The 19,172-nt window shown below is 55.0% G+C and carries 22 protein-coding genes; 15 read left to right on the top strand and 7 right to left on the bottom strand.

The features are described 5' to 3' along the window. Positions 1-70 precede the first annotated feature (70 nt). On the top strand, positions 71-1,291 hold the full coding sequence (locus tag INF73_RS06290) for an aspartate aminotransferase family protein (protein ID WP_172976467.1): 1,221 nt from the start codon (positions 71-73) through the stop codon (positions 1,289-1,291). Here the strand turns inward: INF73_RS06290 and INF73_RS06285 are convergent. After that, positions 1,288-3,375 (bottom strand): YccS/YhfK family putative transporter, encoded by a 2,088-nt coding sequence (locus tag INF73_RS06285; RefSeq protein WP_193540295.1) that lies wholly within the window; start codon positions 3,373-3,375, stop codon positions 1,288-1,290. The two genes, INF73_RS06290 and INF73_RS06285, sit on opposite strands and share 4 nt — an antisense overlap. 57 nt (positions 3,376-3,432) lie before the next feature. Beyond that, positions 3,433-4,065, bottom strand: a complete 633-nt coding sequence (crp, locus tag INF73_RS06280; RefSeq protein ID WP_000242758.1) for a cAMP-activated global transcriptional regulator CRP — start codon at positions 4,063-4,065, stop codon at positions 3,433-3,435. A gap of 311 nt (positions 4,066-4,376) precedes the next feature. Here crp and INF73_RS06275 point away from each other — a divergent pair, with 311 nt between their 5' ends. After that, positions 4,377-4,781: an OsmC family protein gene (locus tag INF73_RS06275; protein ID WP_008503018.1), complete on the top strand. Its 405-nt coding sequence runs from the start codon at positions 4,377-4,379 to the stop codon at positions 4,779-4,781. A 66-nt stretch (positions 4,782-4,847) separates the two neighbouring features. Here INF73_RS06275 and INF73_RS06270 read toward each other — a convergent pair whose 3' ends face one another. From INF73_RS06270 to INF73_RS06255, 4 genes are all read right to left on the bottom strand, one after another. Then, a complete protein-coding gene (locus INF73_RS06270; protein WP_028014646.1) occupies positions 4,848-5,717 on the bottom strand; it encodes a phosphoribulokinase in 870 nt (289 codons plus the stop codon). A gap of 30 nt (positions 5,718-5,747) precedes the next feature. After that, positions 5,748-5,966, bottom strand: coding sequence for a YheU family protein (locus tag INF73_RS06265; protein ID WP_013099053.1), 219 nt, complete (start codon positions 5,964-5,966; stop codon positions 5,748-5,750). Next, positions 5,963-6,985 (bottom strand): hydrolase, encoded by a 1,023-nt coding sequence (locus INF73_RS06260; RefSeq protein ID WP_126300764.1) that lies wholly within the window; start codon positions 6,983-6,985, stop codon positions 5,963-5,965. The genes INF73_RS06265 and INF73_RS06260 overlap by 4 nt, the downstream gene beginning before the upstream one ends. Positions 6,986-7,096: 111 nt before the next feature. Further along, positions 7,097-9,001 carry an ABC transporter ATP-binding protein gene (locus INF73_RS06255; RefSeq protein ID WP_126300763.1) on the bottom strand — a complete coding sequence of 635 codons (1,905 nt, stop codon included), beginning with the start codon at positions 8,999-9,001 and terminating at the stop codon, positions 7,097-7,099. Positions 9,002-9,133: 132 nt separating this feature from the next. Here INF73_RS06255 and kefG point away from each other — a divergent pair, with 132 nt between their 5' ends. From kefG to slyD, 4 genes are all read left to right on the top strand, one after another. Next, on the top strand, positions 9,134-9,685 hold the full coding sequence (gene kefG, locus INF73_RS06250) for a glutathione-regulated potassium-efflux system ancillary protein KefG (protein WP_193540287.1): 552 nt from the start codon (positions 9,134-9,136) through the stop codon (positions 9,683-9,685). After that, positions 9,685-11,490, top strand: coding sequence for a glutathione-regulated potassium-efflux system protein KefB (gene kefB, locus INF73_RS06245; protein ID WP_193540289.1), 1,806 nt, complete (start codon positions 9,685-9,687; stop codon positions 11,488-11,490). The genes kefG and kefB overlap by 1 nt, the downstream gene beginning before the upstream one ends. A 13-nt stretch (positions 11,491-11,503) precedes the next feature. After that, positions 11,504-11,704 carry a YheV family putative zinc ribbon protein gene (locus INF73_RS06240; protein WP_003861689.1) on the top strand — a complete coding sequence of 67 codons (201 nt, stop codon included), beginning with the start codon at positions 11,504-11,506 and terminating at the stop codon, positions 11,702-11,704. A gap of 94 nt (positions 11,705-11,798) precedes the next feature. Then, on the top strand, positions 11,799-12,389 hold the full coding sequence (slyD, locus tag INF73_RS06235) for a peptidylprolyl isomerase (RefSeq protein WP_003861691.1): 591 nt from the start codon (positions 11,799-11,801) through the stop codon (positions 12,387-12,389). Between the two features lie 51 nt (positions 12,390-12,440). Here slyD and INF73_RS06230 read toward each other — a convergent pair whose 3' ends face one another. Beyond that, positions 12,441-12,659: a protein SlyX gene (locus INF73_RS06230; protein ID WP_028014642.1), complete on the bottom strand. Its 219-nt coding sequence runs from the start codon at positions 12,657-12,659 to the stop codon at positions 12,441-12,443. 238 nt (positions 12,660-12,897) lie between these two features. On the opposite strand from INF73_RS06230, the gene fkpA reads away from it, so the two are divergent. The 9 genes from fkpA to INF73_RS06185 all read left to right on the top strand — a co-directional run. Further along, entirely contained in the window at positions 12,898-13,719 is an 822-nt protein-coding gene (fkpA, locus tag INF73_RS06225) for an FKBP-type peptidyl-prolyl cis-trans isomerase (RefSeq protein ID WP_023331457.1), read from the top strand. Between the two features lie 165 nt (positions 13,720-13,884). After that, complete coding sequence (locus INF73_RS06220; protein ID WP_014885489.1) at positions 13,885-14,607, top strand: transcriptional regulator; 723 nt, start codon at positions 13,885-13,887, stop codon at positions 14,605-14,607. Further along, complete coding sequence (gene tusD / locus INF73_RS06215; protein WP_193540291.1) at positions 14,607-14,993, top strand: sulfurtransferase complex subunit TusD; 387 nt, start codon at positions 14,607-14,609, stop codon at positions 14,991-14,993. The genes INF73_RS06220 and tusD overlap by 1 nt, the downstream gene beginning before the upstream one ends. Further along, positions 14,993-15,352, top strand: a complete 360-nt coding sequence (gene tusC, locus INF73_RS06210) for a sulfurtransferase complex subunit TusC (protein ID WP_028014639.1) — start codon at positions 14,993-14,995, stop codon at positions 15,350-15,352. Before tusD ends, tusC begins: the two co-directional genes overlap by 1 nt. Before the next feature lie 7 nt (positions 15,353-15,359). Continuing rightward, entirely contained in the window at positions 15,360-15,647 is a 288-nt protein-coding gene (gene tusB, locus INF73_RS06205) for a sulfurtransferase complex subunit TusB (protein ID WP_041911943.1), read from the top strand. Positions 15,648-15,771: 124 nt separating this feature from the next. Beyond that, the gene (rpsL, locus tag INF73_RS06200; protein ID WP_000246815.1) at positions 15,772-16,146 is read left to right on the top strand and encodes a 30S ribosomal protein S12; all 375 of its coding nucleotides are present in this window, start codon (positions 15,772-15,774) and stop codon (positions 16,144-16,146) included. A 96-nt stretch (positions 16,147-16,242) separates the two neighbouring features. After that, complete coding sequence (gene rpsG / locus INF73_RS06195; protein ID WP_003861706.1) at positions 16,243-16,713, top strand: 30S ribosomal protein S7; 471 nt, start codon at positions 16,243-16,245, stop codon at positions 16,711-16,713. A 96-nt stretch (positions 16,714-16,809) separates the two neighbouring features. Then, positions 16,810-18,924, top strand: a complete 2,115-nt coding sequence (gene fusA / locus INF73_RS06190; RefSeq protein ID WP_028014637.1) for an elongation factor G — start codon at positions 16,810-16,812, stop codon at positions 18,922-18,924. Positions 18,925-18,993: 69 nt separating this feature from the next. Then, on the top strand, positions 18,994-19,172 hold a 179-nt coding region (locus INF73_RS06185; RefSeq protein WP_010287081.1), incomplete at its 3' end, for a GTP-binding protein.

Raw genomic sequence — 19,172 nt, 5'->3', positions numbered from 1 at the left:
TGTGAGTTTTTATGCATATTTTGTGATTATATTTTCACAATGAATGTGACATAAAATGGATGGGCATGACATGGCAACTGAACAACCAGCAATTACCCGCGCGACATTCGATGAAGTGATTCTGCCGATTTATGCACCGGCTGAGTTTATCCCGGTGAAGGGGAAAGGCAGCCGCGTCTGGGATCAGCAGGGCAAGGAGTATGTGGATTTCGCGGGCGGTATTGCGGTCACGGCGCTGGGCCACTGCCATCCTGCGCTGGTGGACGCGCTGAAAACCCAGGGCGAAACCCTGTGGCACACCAGCAACGTGTTCACCAACGAACCTGCGCTGCGCCTGGGCCGCAAGATCATTGATGCGACCTTTGCCGAGCGCGTGCTGTTTATGAACTCCGGCACCGAAGCCAACGAAACCGCCTTTAAGCTGGCGCGTTACTACGCCACCACGCGCCATAGCCCGTACAAAACTAAAATCATCGCCTTCCATAACGCCTTCCACGGACGCTCTTTCTTTACCGTCTCCGTTGGCGGCCAGCCGAAGTATTCCGACGGCTTCGGTCCGAAACCAGCCGACATTATCCACGTGCCGTTTAACGATCTGCACGCGGTGAAAGCGGTGATGGACGACCACACCTGCGCGGTGGTGGTGGAGCCGATTCAGGGCGAAGGCGGCGTGACCGCGGCAACCCCGGAATTCCTGAAAGGGCTGCGCGAACTGTGCGACGAACATCAGGCGCTACTGGTGTTTGATGAAGTGCAGTGCGGGATGGGGCGTACCGGAGAGCTGTTTGCCTACATGCACTACGGCGTGACGCCGGATATTCTGACCAGCGCGAAAGCGCTCGGCGGCGGTTTTCCGGTGAGTGCAGTACTGACGACGCAGGAGATTGCCTCTGCGTTCCACGTCGGGTCTCACGGCTCGACCTACGGCGGTAACCCGCTGGCGAGCGCCGTGGCAGGTGCCGCGTTCGACATCATCAACACCCCTGAGGTGCTGAACGGCGTTAGCGCGAAGCGCGAGCTGTTTGTGCAGCATCTCCAGCAGATTAACAATAAGTACGACGTCTTCAGCGAGATCCGCGGCATGGGGCTGCTGATTGGTGCGGAACTTAAGCCGCAGTACAAAGGCCGTGCGCGTGATTTTCTGCACGCTGCTGCGCATGAAGGCGTCATGGTGCTAAATGCCGGGCCGGACGTGATGCGCTTTGCGCCATCGCTGGTGGTGGAAGAGAAAGATATTGACGACGGGTTAACCCGCTTTGCCGCGGCGGTCGAGAAGATCGTAAAAGGCTAATACTCGGTTCGCTTTAACCGCCGGGTTAACCAAATGCCGTGATGCGGGCGCTGACGCCATGCCACCGACGAAATGGTGTGCATGGTGTTCAGATGTCCCAGCACGCGCTGCAAATGCTGCTCCAGGGTGCTCATCGGCCCGTGGGTCAGCGTCTCCGGTGCCTCCAGAATGTTCGAATCCCCCGACTCGCCCGGCGCGTCATACTCCAGACGCTGCTGACACCGCTGCAACGCAATTTCACACGACTGCAAATAGCGCTGCGCCAGATCCGGCGTCAGCATGGTGTGCTCGCGCGCCAGCGTGGTCATGGCGTTAATGTGCTCAACGATAAACTGGCTGTGCGTGACCCACAGCTTCATATCGGCAAGATAGTGTGAGTTAAAGCCCGGCTCCTGCATCGCCTGGTTGAGCGAGTTAAACAGAGCGTTGTGCGCCTGGTTGACCTTCATCCGCTGATACGCCAGCGGGGAGGGCTGCGGATCGTCGCTCAGGATCAGACGAATGGCCTGCTGATCGGCCTCCAGCGCGTCGTGGGCGTTCTGCCTCAGCAGCCCGCTCTGCCACTGCGGCCACAGCCAGACCATGCCCCCAAAGGCGATCAGGCAGCCGAACAGCGTGTCGATCAGGCGGGCAACGATGAACTGTTCGCCGTTAAGCGTCAGCAGCTGCAGGGTATATACCGCCGTCACCGTAAAGCCCACCATCGCCCAGCCGTAGTTTTTGCGAATGATTAGATAGCTTACCAGGGTGACCACCAGCATCCCTGCCAGGGTATAGCCCTCGGGCACGTGAAAATGCAGCGTCACGCCCGCAATAATCAGCCCCGCCATCGTGCCGCCTGCCCGGTGCAGAATGCGCACCCGCGTGGCGCCATAGCCGTTCTGGGTAACAAACAGCACGGTCATTAAGATCCAGTACGGTTTCGGCAGGTGGAGCGCCATGCCCATCAGGCTGGCGATACTGAGCATGACGCTAATCCTTGCAGCGTTGCGCAGAGCGGAAGATTTCAGAGACAGGTAGCTTCTCAGCGCCGGCAGCAGCGGCAGACGTTTCTGTTTATCCGCCATCAGGTCACGGGAATAAAGCGGGCGCTGGGTGCGCAGCACGCGGGCGATGCGGCTGAAGTGCCAGGCGGCAAACTGGCCGACCGGGTTATCCGGGTGCTGACGGGCGATTTTCTCCAGCGCGCCGAGCTGTTTGTCCATGTTAAAGCGCGTGGGGTAGCGGTGGTAGAGAATATCATCGGCCAGCACCCGCAGGCGCGCGGAGACGGTTTGTGCGTTCCAGCGGATCACCGCTTCGGCATGGCTGCGCTCAACCAGCTTTTGCACCTCCTGCGGGTGGTGAAGGCTAACGGAGATATGCTCCTGAAGATCCAGCCCCACCTGAAAGGTGCGCAACAGCCGTTTATATTCGTGGTTCTTGTTGGCGGCGAGCATATGCAGCTGCTGATAGCATTGGCTTATCAGGTCTACCACCTTTTGCTGGCGCGTCAGCAACGGCGGTAAGGATTTTTCCGGATCCGTATGCTGGGTGAGCAGGGTGTATTTGGCTTCACAGTAATCCGCAAGCTGCACGTAGAGCAGGCTCAGAGATTCGCGCAGCGGCTGCTCCCGCCACAGCCAGAACCAGAACCAGTTAAACAGCCCGTACCACAGCGTGCCGAGGGCGTAGATCAGCAGCGGCTCCCACACAGGCATATTACCGGCGAGGCTCAGGGTGAAGATGGCCGCAATGAGTGACGCGGGAAGCAGACGGGCATGGAGCGAGCTGATTTCGGCGGTGACGCCGAGGGTCATCGCCAGCACGGTCAGGATCAGCGGCAGGGGAATATCGCGAGCCAGCAGAAGCTGCACCGCGAGGCTACAGCCAGCAAACAGCGAGCCGCCAATTATCAGACGTTTGAAAAAGCGTTTATGGGGCGTGTCCAGACCGGCAATGTTGCAGCAGGCGGGGACGAGAGAAAACAGCAGGCCCTGCTGAAGATGTCCCAGGATCAGGCCCACGGCCACGGGAAGACACAGCACCAGCGTTTGTCGTAGTGCGTAGTTAACTTCCGGGTGATAGATCAGCCTGCGCCACATGGGGAATAGAGACAAAAACGGCGTGACACCTTGCGATGGCACGCCGTTTAGGCAGGATTAACGGGTTCCGTAAACCACGATGGTTTTACCGTGGGCGGAGATCAGGTTTTGATCTTCCAGCATTTTCAGAATACGGCCCACTGTTTCGCGGGAGCAACCGACGATCTGACCGATTTCCTGACGGGTAATTTTAATTTGCATGCCGTCCGGGTGGGTCATCGCGTCTGGCTGTTTCGCCAGGTTCAGCAGAGTCTGCGCGATACGGCCAGTCACGTCCAGGAAGGCGAGGTTACCCACTTTCTCTGACGTCACCTGCAGACGGCGCGCCATCTGGGAAGAAAGACGCATCAGGATGTCAGGGTTAACCTGAATCAGCTGACGGAATTTCTTATAAGAAATTTCAGCCACTTCACATGCTGTCTTTGCACGAACCCAGGCGCTACGTTCCTGGCCTTCTTCAAACAGGCCCAGTTCACCGATAAAATCGCCCTGGTTCAGATAGGAAAGGATCATCTCTTTGCCTTCCTCATCTTTGATCAGCACTGCCACCGAGCCTTTGACGATGTAATACAACGTTTCCGCTTTTTCACCCTGGTGAATCAGCGTGCTCTTCGATGGGTACTTATGAATGTGGCAATGAGACAAGAACCATTCGAGAGTCGGGTCTGTTTGCGGTTTGCCAAGCACCATGCGCTGTTATCCTCTGTTATAAGCTGTCACCAGAGTCATCAGATGCATCCGGACTCTGGGGTTGCAATCGAATTCTTACCCATACCCTGGGAAGTCGGCTGTCGTAACGTTTCGCAGCCAGTAAAGTTTGATGTCCTCTGCATACATGTGTAACGTCAATGTATTACTGTAGCATCCTGAGTGTTTTAGCATAGCTTTTGCCGCGTGTCTCCTGGTGTCTCGCTTCAGCATGATGCAGGTCGCCTTCCATTGCGAGAAATGTAACGCACGCGTAATCTGTCACCAAAAATGCAACGTTGGAGTTAATGAATATGCAAGCGCGCGTGAAGTGGGTTGAAGGTTTAACGTTCCTGGGCGAGTCCGCATCAGGACACCAGATTTTGATGGATGGTAACTCCGGCGATAAAGCTCCAAGCCCAATGGAAATGGTGCTGATGGCGGCAGGCGGATGCAGCGCGATCGACGTGGTGTCGATTCTGCAAAAAGGCCGTCATGACGTGACGGATTGCGAGGTTAAACTCACCTCAGAACGTCGCGAAGAGGCGCCACGCCTGTTCACCCACATTAATCTGCACTTTGTTGTCACCGGGAAAGAACTGAAAGACGCGGCGGTTTCACGCGCGGTGGATCTCTCTGCGGAGAAATACTGCTCTGTGGCGTTAATGCTGGAGAAAGCGGTAAAAATCACCCATTCGTATGAAGTGATCGAGGCTTAATTATTGGGGCATCGTGCGTGTTGATGCCCTCACCCTAACCCTCTCCCACGGGGAGAGGGAACATGTTCACGCGATCTGCTTCCCTTCCATCAGTCGCTCCACCAGCGGCGTCATGATCAGCTCCATTGCCAGCCCCATTTTTCCACCGGGAACCACTAACGTATTCATGTGGGAAATAAACGAGCCCTGCAGCATCGCCAGCAGCCAGGGGTAATCAATGCCTTCAAGATTGCGGAAGTGGATCACCACAAAGCTCTCATCCAACGACGGGATGCTTTTCGCCGCGAACGGATTGGAAGTGTCCACCGTCGGCACGCGCTGGAAGTTAATGTGCGTGCGGGAGAACTGCGGCGTGAGATAGTTGATGTAATCTTCCATGGAGCGCACCACCGAGTCCATTACCGCCTCGCGCGAATGGCCGCGCTCGCTCATGTCGCGCGTCAGCTTCTGGATCCACTCCAGATTAACGATCGGCACCACCCCGACCAGCAGATCCACATGGCGCGCCACGTCGTGCTGAGGTGTGACAACGCCGCCGTGCAATCCTTCATAAAACAGCACGTCGGTGGGTTCCGGCAGCGGTTGCCAGGGGGTAAAGGTGCCCGGCACCTGATTCCAGGGTACGGCCTCGTCGTAGGTGTGCAGATACTTACGGGACTGCCCGGTACCGCTCTGACCGTATTCGCGGAAGGTTTGCTCCAGCAGGCCGAAATCATTGGCTTCCGGGCCAAAGTAGCTGATGTGTTTACCCAAATCGCGTGCCTTGCGGATCGCCATGTCCATCTCAGGCCGCGTATAGCGGTGAAAGCTGTCGCCTTCGACCTCCGCCGAACGGAGATTCAGCTGGGCGAAAATCTTGCGAAAAGCGAGGCTGGTGGTGGTGGTTCCCGCACCACTCGACCCCGTAACGGCAATAATGGGATGTCTGGCAGACATAGCAACTCCCTGACGGAAAAGGTTGGAAGATCAGCCGTGAAACGCGTTGCGGGGCATGATATTGACCGTCTCATGCAGTTCTGACCACACCAGCACCACGTCGCCGCTTTTCAGCTGGCGTTTTACATCGTTGACCTTTTGCTCAAGCGAACGCTCATGTTCACCATAATCGGTGCCTTCGCGTAATACAAAGCTTTCAATCAGATTATCGAGCGTTTCGGGAGCCAGATCCTGCCAGGGAATGATCATTTTGCACCATCCAGATAAGGAGTCAGCCAGTCAGGAATGCGCGCTTCCAGCCACATTTTCGGCCTGCGCAGCGTGCCGCCGATGAACCCCACGTGGCCACCATGTTCGGTCAGCTGGTAGTGAACGTTGTCAGGCAGGAATTCCTGCGCGGGAATTGAGTGATGATCCATGAACGGGTCATCTTTGGCATGAATAATCAGCGTCGGCTGCGTGATTTTGCTGAGCAACGGCATGGCGCTGCACCGTCGGTAATAGTCGATAGCATCGGCGAAGCCGTGAATTTTGGCGGTGATCAGATCGTCGAATTCGCGGATGCAGCGTACCTTTTTCAGCTGGCGCAGGCTTACCGGCAGGGTATCCGGATAGGCCTTCAGCTTTCGCGCCGCGTTGGCTTTCAGCAGGTTGAGCAGATAGCGCTGATAGACGCGAGAAAAGCCTTTTTCCATGTGGTAGCTGCACTGCTCCAGCATAAACGGTGCGGAGACAATCACTGCTGCATTCAGCGGTACGCTGTCGCCCTCTTTGGCCAGCAGACAGGCGAGCATATTACCGCCCAGCGAGTAGCCCACGGCGGCCGTTGGCGCGGCGCCATAATTTTCCCGCAGCCAGTGTAGAAACCACGTGCCATCTTCGGTTTCACCCGAGTGATAAATGCGTTTCTGACGATTCGGCTCGCCGCTACAGCCGCGAAAATGCATCACCACGCCGAGCCAGCCGCGCGCTTTGGCGGCCTCAATTAACCCATGCGCATACGGACTGTGCAGGCTGCCTTCTAAACCGTGAAAAACCACCAGACGCGGCTTATGAAGAGCCTGTTCCGGCGCTTCGCTCCAGGCGAGATCCAGAAAATCACCGTCCGGCAGATCGAGCCGTTGCCAGTGCGGAGTGAACTGGACCTTGCGGCGGATCAGCCGCGGCAGCATGGTCTGCAAATGGCAGTTGGCCACGCCGCGCATGGGCACGAACTCGGTGCTGTCTTCGGCTGTAATGTCGAAGTCTGATGGAATGATTTGGGTCATAAGGACGATGCTGATTCTTGTCAGAAATTCACTATACTTTCCGAATTGTACCCCGTTTAGCCTGGATTTCCGAACCAGAGATAGATTCCGTTCGCACAACGGGGTAAAAATTCAGTCTGCCTGCAGCATCGCTTCCAGCTGTTCCTGGGCATCCAGCCATGCCATTTCGCACTCTTCGAGACTGGATTTAGCTTTCGCCTGCGTTTGCAGACAATCCGTTAGCTCCGCTTTACGGCTCTGATCGTACAGGTCGCTGTCGCCCAGCTTCTCTTCGACGGCGGCAAGCGTGGCGTTGAGCTTTTCCATCTCTTTTTCAAGACGGGCAATCTCTTTACGCAGCGGCTGGGTCTGGGTGCGCAGTTCCGCTTCGCGGCGCTTCTGGTCTTTACGCGACTGTGCGCTGTTGACGTTGTCTTTCGCTGACTCTTCCGGCTGGTTTTCCTGCTTTTGTACGTCCGTCAGCCACTGCTGGTAGTCTTCCAGATCGCCGTCGAACGGTTCGACTTTGCCGCCGTGTACCAGGTAGAGATCGTCGGTGGTGGAGCGGATCAGGTGGCGATCGTGCGACACGACAACCAGTGCGCCTTCGAACTCAATCAGCGCTTCGGTCAGCGCCTGACGCATGTCGAGATCCAGGTGGTTGGTCGGTTCATCGAGCAGCAGCAGGTTGGGTCTCTGCCAGACAATCAGCGCCAGCACCAGACGGGCTTTTTCGCCGCCCGAGAAACGCCCGGTGTTTTCGGTCACCTTATCGCCCTGGAAGCCGAAGCCGCCGAGGTAGTCGCGCAGTTTCTGCTCCATTTCCTGCGGCGCAAGACGCGCCAGATGCTGAATCGGGGATTCATCCGCGCGTAAAAATTCCAGCTGATGCTGGGCGAAATAGCCAAGCTTAATGCCCTTCGCCAGGCCGATTTCACCGCTGGTTGGGTTAAGCTCGCCCGCGAGCAGCTTAATTAACGTTGATTTACCGGCGCCGTTGCGCCCCAGCAGGCCAATGCGCGAACCCGGCACCAGGTTAAGCTTGATAGAGTCGAGGATGATGCGATCCCCATAACCCGCGCTGACCTTTTCCATCTTCAGAAGCGGGTTCGGCAGGCTTTCCGGCGCGCGGAAGCTGAAGTGGAACGGGTTATCCACGTGTGCCGGGGCGATCATCTCCATGCGTTCCAGCATTTTAATGCGGCTCTGGGCCTGCTTGGCTTTTGACGCTTTAGCTTTGAAGCGATCCACGAAGCTCTGCAGGTGCGCCACGCGCTGCTGTTGGCTTTCATACATCGACTGCTGCTGGGCAAGGCGCGTCGCGCGCTGGCGCTCAAAGGAGCTGTAGTTACCGGTGTACTCGAACATGGTTTGCTGTTCGATATGAATGATTTTATCCACCACCGGGTCGAGGAAGTCGCGGTCGTGGGAGATGAGAATCAGAGTGCCCTGATAGCTTTTGAGCCACTTCTCGAGCCAAATAACCGCATCGAGATCGAGGTGGTTGGTCGGTTCATCGAGCAGGAGCAGGTCTGAGCGGCAGATCAGCGCCTGCGCCAGGTTGAGGCGCATGCGCCAGCCGCCGGAGAAGTCGCTTACCGGGCGTTCAAGCTGTTCATTGCTGAAGCCCAGGCCGTGCAGCAGGCTGGAGGCGCGGGAGCGAATGGTCCACGCGTCGATGGCGTCCAGCTTGCCGTGAACGGTAGCGATGGCGTGACCGTCGTTGCGCTCGTTGGCCGCGTTGAGTTCCGCTTCGAGCTTACGGTATTCGCGATCGCCGTCGATAACATAGTCGAGCGCCGGTTCGCTCAGGGCTGGCGTCTCCTGGTTTACCCACGCGAGCTGCCAGTTCCCCGGGAAGGTAAAGTTACCGCCATCCGCGCTAATCTCGTTTTTCAGCAGCGCCAGCAGGGTGGATTTACCGCAGCCGTTTTTGCCGACCAGACCCACTTTCTGGCCCGGGTTGATGGTAGCTGTGGCGTTATCCAGCAGGACGCGCACGCCGCGACGAATTTGTAACGAGGAGAAAACAATCATAGAAGCGCCGTATGTTCCGACTATGTTAATTTGTCATTATGATAATGTAAGGTGTGGGCCATTTTCCCCACCGGGCCGCCATGGTAGCCCAAAACGACAACAATACACAAAAACAGAACCGGGAGGGGAGTGATGTCTCAGACAGCGAAAGTGCTGCTGCTGTATGCCCATCCGGAATCTCAGGACTCGGTGGCGAACCGGGTCCTGCTTAAGCCGGCCACACAGCTCAGTAACGTCACGGTGCACGATCTCTACGCGCACTATCCTGATTTCTTTATCGATATTCCTTACGAGCAGGAACTGCTGCGTCAGCATGACGTGATTGTATTTCAGCATCCGCTCTATACCTACAGCTGTCCGGCGCTGCTGAAAGAGTGGCTGGACCGCGTGCTGAGCCGGGGCTTCTCCAGTGGGGTGGGGGGCAACCAGCTGGCGGGAAAGTACTGGCGCAGTGTGATCACCACCGGTGAACCCGAAAGCGCTTACCGTCACGACGGGCTGAACCGCTATCCAATGAGCGACATCCTGAGGCCGTTCGAGCTGACGGCGGCCATGTGCCACATGCACTGGATGAGCCCGATTATTGTTTACTGGGCGCGGCGTCAGGACCCGAAAGCGCTCGCAAGCCACGCCAGAGCCTACGGCGAATGGCTGGCATCACCGATTCCGGCAGGAGGTCGTTAATGGAAGGATCGAATTTACTCCTCGCCGGGGTGCTGTTTTTATTTGCCGCCGTCGTCGCGGTGCCGTTTGCCGCCCGTATCGGCATCGGGGCGGTGCTGGGGTATTTGCTCGCGGGGATCGCCATTGGCCCATGGGGACTGGGTTTCATCAGCGACGTGGATGAAATTCTTCACTTCTCGGAGCTCGGCGTGGTGTTCCTGATGTTCATCATCGGCCTCGAACTGAACCCCTCGAAGCTGTGGCAGCTTCGACGCTCTATCTTTGGCGTGGGCGCCGCGCAGGTGCTGTTTAGCGCCGCGATTCTGGCTGGCCTGTTAATGCTGACCAACTTTTCCTGGCAGGCGGCGGTAATTGGCGGGATTGGTCTCGCAATGTCGTCGACGGCGATGGCGCTGCAGCTGATGCGCGACAAGGGGATGAACCGCAATGAGGCCGGACAGCTGGGCTTTTCGGTGCTGCTGTTCCAGGATTTAGCGGTGATCCCGGCGCTGGCGCTGGTGCCGCTGCTGGCGGGCTCGGGCGACGATCACTTCGACTGGGCAAAAATTTCCATGAAGGTGCTGGCCTTCGCGGGCATGCTGATTGGCGGACGTTTCCTGTTACGTCCGGTGTTCCGCTTTATTGCCGCCTCGGGCGTGCGCGAGGTGTTTACCGCCGCGACGCTGCTGCTGGTGCTCGGCTCGGCGCTGTTTATGGACGCGCTGGGGCTGTCGATGGCGCTGGGCACCTTTATTGCCGGCGTGCTGCTGGCGGAGAGTGAATATCGGCACGAACTGGAAATTGCCATCGATCCCTTCAAAGGGCTGCTGTTAGGCCTGTTCTTTATTTCGGTGGGAATGGCGCTCAATCTTGGCGTGCTTTATACCCATCTGCTCTGGGTTGCGGTGAGTGTTGCGATCCTGGTGGCGGTGAAAATGCTGGTGCTGTACGTCATGGCGCGTATCTACGGGTTGCGCAGTTCGGAACGCATGCAGTTTGCCAGCGTGTTGAGCCAGGGTGGCGAGTTTGCGTTTGTGCTGTTCTCCACCGCCTCCTCTCAGAAGCTGTTTAAAGATGACCAGATGGCGCTGCTGCTGGTGACGGTAACGCTGTCGATGATGACCACGCCTCTGCTGATGAAGATGGTGGATAAACTCCTGTCGCGCCGCCTGAATCCGGCAGACGATGAAGATGAAGCGCCGTGGGTAGAAGACGATAAGCCGCAGGTGATCGTCGTGGGCTTCGGCCGCTTCGGGCAGGTGATTGGCCGCCTGTTGATGGCGAACAAAATGCGCATTACGGTGCTGGAGCGCGATATCAGCGCGGTCAACCTGATGCGCAAATATGGCTACAAGGTCTATTACGGCGATGCCACTCAGCTTGAGCTTCTGCGCTCGGCCGGGGCGGAAGCCGCGGAGTCTATCGTCATCACCTGCAACGATCCGGAAGATACGATGAAGCTGGTGGAGCTATGTCAGCAGCATTTCCCGCACCTGAATATTCTGGCGCGTGCCCGGGGGCGTGTTGAAGCTCACGAATTGTTGCAGGCAGGTGTGAAACACTTCTCCCGTGAGACGTTCTCCAGTGCGCTGGAACTGGGGCGCAAGGCGTTAATCTCCCTGGGGATGCATCCTCACCAGGCGCAGCGCGCCCAGATGCACTTCCGCCGGCTGGATATGCGCATGCTGCGCGAATTAATGCCTGTACATAGCGATACGGCGCAGATCTCCCGCGTGCGGGAAGCGCGGCGCGAGCTGGAGGAGATCTTTCAGCGAGAGATGCAGCAGGAACGACGCCAGCTCGACGGCTGGGATGAATTTGAATAAAAGGTAACGAAAGATGGCTGTACGTAAACGCTTTATCGCGGGTGCAAAGTGCCCGTCTTGCCAGGCTCAAGATACGCTGGCCATGTGGCGCGAAAATAATATTGATATAGTTGAGTGCGTTAAGTGCGGTCACCAGATGCGTGAGGCCGACAAAGAAGCACGCGATCACGTTCGCAAAGAAGAGCAAGTGATCGGCATTTTTCATCCAGACTAGCGATATGCTCTGAGTTTTTTTAAGCTTAAGGGTACACGGGTGCAGATTTCCGCTACAATCTGCGCCAGCAATTTTCCCACGCTCAGGAGATATCATGAAAGTAGCAAAAGACCTGGTGGTCAGCCTGGCCTATCAGGTACGTACAGAAGACGGTGTGTTGGTTGATGAGTCTCCGGTGAGTGCGCCGCTGGACTACCTGCATGGTCACGGTTCCCTGATTTCCGGCCTGGAAACTGCGCTGGAAGGTCATGAAGTTGGCGATAAATTCGACGTTGCTGTAGGCGCGAACGACGCTTACGGTCAGTATGACGACAACCTGGTTCAGCGCGTTCCTAAAGACGTGTTCATGGGCGTTGACGAGCTGCAGGTTGGCATGCGCTTCCTGGCTGAAACTGACCAAGGTCCGGTTCCTGTTGAAATCACTGAAGTTGAAGACGACCACGTTGTAGTTGACGGCAACCACATGCTGGCTGGCCAGAACCTGAAGTTCAACGTAGAAGTTGTTGCGATCCGTGAAGCGACCGAAGAAGAGCTGGCCCATGGCCACGTTCACGGTGCGCATGGTCACGACCATGATCACGATCACGGCCACGACGGCTGCTGCGGTGGTCACGGCCACGACCATGGTCATGACCACGGCCACGGTAAAGGTGGTTGCGGCAACGGCGGCTGCGGTTGCCACTAATTCCGTCATGCGGAAAATAAAAAAGCGGGATAATCCCGCTTTTTTTACGCCTCAATAATGAGGTGGTGGCGTCTCTTCCGACTGAGAGGCAATATTTGACGGCTGCGTCGCCTTCAGCTTTTCCGTCAGCAGGCGCATATGATCCCGCAGTTTCGCCATTTCGAGTTCGTGCGCGGTCACGGTCTGGTTAAGCTCTTCGATGGTGATGTCCTGAAAAGCCAGGCGGCTTTCCAGCTCAGCCATTCTCGCTTCTATCATTGTGTCCTTCATCATTCACCTCGTTTATATCTGATACGCCATATTGGCCCAGCGGCGGCGCAGTTTAACTGAGTTTATCCTTAAGTGCAGTCTCTATCCCGTTGGCAAGAAACTTATTTAAACAAAAATAGTCTGAAAAGTGGCGAGAATTGGAAGTGTCTGTCTGTAGATTTCTTCCGCAACGTTTTATAGTACGTCACTCATTTACGTTTAACGCTGGGGTGAGAGTCCCCAGGCCCTGGAGATATGGATGAAATCACTGTTTAAAGTAACGCTGCTGGCGACGACGATGGCTGTTGCACTGAACGCGCCGCTGTCATTCGCTGCTGATACTGCTGCGAAGCCTGCTGCCACTGCAGACAGCAAAGCGGCGTTCAAAAATGACGACCAGAAATCCGCCTACGCACTGGGCGCATCTCTGGGCCGCTACATGGAAAACTCTCTGAAAGAACAAGAGAAACTGGGCATCAAACTGGACAAAGCCCAGCTGATCGCGGGTGTTCAGGACGCTTTTGCTGATAAGAGCAAACTGTCTGACCAGGAAATCGAACAGACTCTGCAGGCGTTCGAAGCGCGCGTGAAGGGTGCCGCTCAGACCAAGATGGAAGCGGACGCTAAAGACAACGAAGCGAAAGGCAAAGCCTACCGCGACACCTTTGCTAAAGAGAAGGGTGTGAAAACCTCTTCTACTGGTCTGGTGTACAAAGTTGAGAAAGAAGGTACCGGTGATGCGCCTAAAGACAGCGACACCGTTGTGGTGAACTACAAAGGTACGCTGATCGACGGTAAAGAGTTCGATAACTCTTACACCCGTGGTGAACCTCTTTCTTTCCGTCTGGACGGTGTGATCCCAGGCTGGACTGAAGGCCTGAAAAACATCAAAAAAGGCGGCAAAATCAAGCTGGTTATCCCACCGGATCTGGCCTATGGCAAAACTGGCGTTCCGGGTATCCCGGCTAACTCCACGCTGGTCTTCGACGTAGAGCTGCTGGACATCAAACCAGCGCCGAAAGCGGATGCGAAACCGGAAGCGCAGGCAGATCAGAAAGCTGCGACAGACGCTAAGAAGTAATGTGATGCAAACCGCCGCCTTTTAAGGCGGCGGTTTTTTATTGTGGGGCAGATATAATTAACACTGGAAAGCGTTAGGCACGCTGTATTAATTTAGTTGTCCGTGTAGATAATGAGCCTGCCCTGAAAACCTAACGACAGGCTCCTGAAAAGGAGTGTTTTTTTCATGTCCAGGTCGCTTTTAACCAACGAAACCAGTGAACTTGATTTGCTGGATCAACGTCCTTTTGACCAGACCGACTTCGATATTCTGAAATCCTATGAAGCGGTAGTGGACGGGTTAGCGATGCTCATTGGTTCCCACTGCGAAATCGTATTGCACTCCCTGCAAGATCTGAAGTGTTCCGCCATCCGCATTGCTAATGGTGAGCATACCGGCCGTAAAATTGGTTCGCCAATTACCGACCTTGCATTGCGTATGTTGCATGACATGACCGGCGCGGACAGCAGCGTCTCAAAATGTTATTTCACCCGCGCCAAAAGCGGCGTGCTGATGAAATCAGAAACCATCGCGATTCGAAATCGCGAGCATCGTGTGATTGGGCTGCTGTGCATCAACATGAACCTTGATGTGCCATTCTCGCAGATCATGAGCACCTTTATTCCGCCAGAAACGCCAGACGTTGGCTCTTCTGTTAACTTTGCCTCCTCCGTTGAAGATCTCGTCACGCAGACGCTTGAGTTCACCATTGAAGAGGTCAATGCTGACCGCAACGTATCGAACAACGCCAAGAATCGCCAGATCGTACTCAATCTCTACGAGAAAGGGATTTTCGACATTAAAGATGCCATCAACCAGGTGGCCGATCGTCTGAACATCTCCAAGCATACGGTTTACCTCTACATCCGTCAGTTCAAAAGCGGCGATTTCGTGGGGCAAGATAAGTAATGCGTTTTGCATTAATGGTGACTGGCCCGGCGTATGGGACTCAACAGGCCAGCAGCGCGCTGCAGTTTGCGCATGCGCTGCTGGCGGCCGGACACGAACTGGCGAGCGTCTTCTTCTATCGGGAAGGGGTGTATAACGCGAACCAGTTTACGTCGCCGGCGAGCGACGAGTTTGATCTGGTCCGCGCCTGGCAGGCGTTAAATGAAAAGCAGGGCGTTGAGCTGCATATCTGCGTGGCGGCGGCGCTGCGTCGCGGCCTGACGGATGCAGCCGAAGCCGAGCGCCTGGGATTATCAGGCGCTAACCTGCAGCCTGGTTTTTCGTTGAGTGGTCTGGGCGCATTGGCTCAGGCGGCGTTAACCTGCGACAGAGTGGTGCAATTCTGATGAAGCGTGTGGCATTTGTTTTTACTTCTGCGCCGCACGGCAGCACCTCTGGTCGCGAAGGCCTGGATGCGCTGCTTGCAACATCGGCGTTAACAGAAGATATCGGTGTCTTCTTTCTGGGGGACGGCGTGCTTCAGCTTCTGGCGGGCCAACAGCCGCAGGCCATTCTGGCGCGCGACTACATCGCCACCTTCAAAGTGCTGCCGCTTTACGATATCGAAACCTGCTATGTCTGTGCCGACTCTTTAACGGCGCGAGGTTTAAGCGATAAGACGCCTTTTGTGCTGGATGTGACGACCTTACCTGCCGCAGCACTGCGTGAACAACTCTCCCACTACGACACCATTCTGACTTTCTGAGGCTTCCATGCTCCATATTCTCAGCCATTCACCATGGCAATGTGATATCGACACGCTGTTGAGCATGCTGCGCGAAGGTGACGATCTGCTGCTGATTCAGGATGGCGTGCTCGCTGCACTTGAAGGTGGACGTTTCGTTGAAATTCTCACGAATGCCCCCATAACGGTCTCTGCGCTGAAGGACGATCTGGATGCGCGGGGTCTTTCTGGTCAAATTTCAGCCAAAATTGACGTGGTTGGCTATACTGATTTCGTCAATCTTACTGTGACGCACGCCAGTCAAATGAACTGGTGATTTGAGATCGCTGTATATTTCTTGACACCTTTTCGACGTAGCCCTAAAATTTCGCGTCCTCATATTGTATGAGGTCGTTTTATTACGTGTTTACGAAGCAAAAGCTAAAACCAGGAGCTATTTAATGGCAACAGTTAACCAGCTGGTACGCAAACCACGTGCACGCAAAGTTGCAAAAAGCAACGTGCCTGCGCTGGAAGCCTGCCCGCAGAAACGTGGCGTATGTACTCGTGTATATACCACCACTCCTAAAAAACCAAACTCCGCACTGCGTAAAGTATGCCGTGTGCGTTTGACTAACGGTTTCGAAGTGACTTCCTACATCGGTGGTGAAGGTCACAACCTGCAGGAGCACTCCGTGATCCTGATCCGTGGCGGTCGTGTTAAAGACCTTCCGGGTGTTCGTTACCACACCGTTCGTGGTGCGCTGGACTGCTCAGGTGTTAAAGACCGTAAGCAGGCTCGCTCCAAGTACGGCGTGAAGCGTCCTAAGGCTTAATGGTTCTCCGTTAAGTAAGGCCAAACTGATTTATCTTAATGTCAAACTAAACTCGTAGAGTTTTGGACAATCCTGAATTAACAACGGAGTATTCCCATGCCACGTCGTCGCGTCATTGGTCAGCGTAAAATTCTTCCAGATCCGAAGTTCGGATCAGAACTGCTGGCAAAATTTGTAAATATCCTGATGGTAGATGGTAAAAAATCTACTGCAGAAGCAATCGTATACAGCGCGCTGGAGACCCTGGCTCAGCGTTCTGGTAAAAATGAACTGGAAGCTTTCGAAGTCGCTCTCGACAACGTTCGCCCAACTGTAGAAGTTAAGTCCCGCCGCGTTGGTGGTTCTACTTATCAGGTTCCAGTTGAAGTTCGTCCGGTTCGTCGTAATGCCCTGGCAATGCGTTGGATCGTTGAAGCTGCTCGTAAACGCGGTGATAAATCCATGGCTCTGCGTCTGGCGAACGAACTTTCTGATGCTGCAGAAAACAAAGGTACTGCAGTTAAGAAACGTGAAGACGTTCACCGTATGGCAGAAGCCAACAAGGCGTTCGCACACTACCGTTGGTAATCCCTTCGGAGTATTAGTCACCAGGCGGGCGCTTCAGAGAAGCTGCCCGCTCTGGGTAACTTAACTGAACGCCTAAAGAAACAAACGAGGAATCAAATGGCTCGTACAACACCCATCGCACGCTACCGTAACATCGGTATCAGTGCGCACATCGACGCCGGTAAGACCACTACTACCGAACGTATTCTGTTCTACACCGGTGTAAACCATAAAATCGGTGAAGTTCATGACGGCGCAGCCACCATGGACTGGATGGAACAGGAGCAGGAGCGTGGTATTACCATCACCTCCGCAGCGACTACTGCATTCTGGTCAGGTATGGCTAAGCAGTACGAACCGCATCGCGTAAACATCATCGACACCCCGGGCCACGTTGACTTCACCATCGAAGTAGAACGTTCCATGCGTGTTCTTGACGGCGCGGTAATGGTTTATTGCGCAGTTGGTGGTGTTCAGCCACAGTCTGAAACCGTATGGCGTCAGGCGAACAAATATAAAGTTCCACGCATCGCGTTCGTTAACAAAATGGACCGTATGGGTGCTAACTTCCTGAAAGTTGTTGGCCAGATCAAAACCCGTCTGGGCGCGAACCCTGTTCCGCTGCAGCTGGCAATTGGTGCTGAAGAAGGCTTCACCGGCGTTATCGACCTGGTGAAAATGAAAGCCATCAACTGGAACGATGCAGACCAGGGCGTTACCTTCGAATACGAAGATATCCCGGCTGAGATGCAGGACCTGGCTGACGAATGGCACCAGAACCTGATCGAATCCGCTGCTGAAGCTTCTGAAGAGCTGATGGAGAAATACCTGGGTGGTGAAGAACTGTCTGAAGAAGAGATCAAAAAAGCTCTGCGTCAGCGCGTTCTGAACAACGAAATCATCCTGGTAACCTGTGGTTCTGCGTTCAAGAACAAAGGTGTTCAGGCGATGCTGGATGCGGTAGTTGACTACCTGCCATCCCCGGTTGACGTTCCTGCGATCAACGGCATCCTGGACGACGGTAAAGATACTCCGGCTGAGCGTCACGCAAGTGATGACGAGCCGTTCTCTGCACTGGCGTTCAAAATTGCTACCGACCCATTCGTGGGTAACCTGACCTTCTTCCGCGTTTACTCTGGTGTGGTTAACTCTGGTGACACCATCCTGAACTCCGTGAAAGCGGCGCGTGAACGTTTTGGCCGTATCGTACAGATGCACGCTAACAAACGTGAAGAGATCAAAGAAGTTCGTGCGGGCGACATCGCTGCAGCTATCGGTCTGAAAGACGTGACCACTGGTGACACCCTGTGTGACCCGGATCACCCGATCATTCTGGAGCGTATGGAATTCCCTGAGCCGGTAATCTCCATCGCGGTTGAACCAAAAACCAAAGCTGACCAGGAAAAAATGGGTCTGGCTCTGGGCCGTCTGGCGAAAGAAGACCCATCATTCCGCGTATGGACTGATGAAGAATCTAACCAGACCATCATCGCTGGTATGGGTGAACTCCACCTGGACATCATCGTTGACCGTATGAAGCGTGAATTCAACGTTGAAGCGAACGTGGGTAAACCTCAGGTTGCTTACCGCGAAGCGATTCGCGCGAAAGTTACCGATGTTGAAGGTAAACACGCTAAGCAGTCTGGTGGTCGCGGTCAGTACGGTCACGTTGTGATCGACATGTACCCACTGGAGCCGGGCTCTAACCCGAAAGGTTACGAGTTCATCAACGACATCAAAGGTGGTGTAATTCCTGGCGAATACATCCCAGCCGTTGATAAAGGCATCCAGGAACAGCTGAAAGCGGGCCCTCTGGCTGGCTATCCGGTTGTTGACATGGGTATCCGTCTGCACTTCGGTTCTTACCACGACGTTGACTCCTCTGAACTGGCGTTTAAACTGGCTGCGTCTATTGCCTTTAAAGAAGGCTTTAAGAAAGCAAAACCAGTTCTGCTTGAGCCAATCATGAAGGTTGAAGTTGAAACTCCTGAAGAGAACACCGGTGACGTTATCGGTGACTTGAGCCGTCGTCGCGGTATGCTGCGTGGTCAGGAATCCGAAGTAACTGGCGTTAAGATCCACGCTGAAGTTCCGCTGTCTGAAATGTTCGGATATGCAACTCAGCTGCGTTCTCTGACCAAAGGTCGTGCATCATACACCATGGAATTCCTGAAGTATGATGATGCGCCTAACAACGTTGCTCAGGCCGTTATTGAAGCCCGTGGTAAGTAATCCACAGGATTAAAACCTAAGTCCCGTGCTCTCTCCAGAGGGGAGAGCACTATAGTAAGGAATATAGCCGTGTCTAAAGAAAAATTTGAACGTACAAAACCGCACGTCAACGTTGGTACTATCGGCCACGTTGACCATGGTAAAACTACCCTGACCGCTGCAATCACTACCGTTCTGGCTAAAACCTACGGTGGTTCTGCTCGTGCATTCGACCAGATCGATAACGCGCCAGAAGAAAAAGCTCGTGG

The organism is Enterobacter cloacae complex sp. P6RS (assembly GCF_014982245.1).
In the GTDB taxonomy this organism is placed as follows: Bacteria; Pseudomonadota; Gammaproteobacteria; order Enterobacterales; family Enterobacteriaceae; genus Enterobacter; species Enterobacter bugandensis.
Note: the sequence above shows the minus strand (reverse complement) of the source record. Positions and strands in the feature narration are given on the sequence as shown.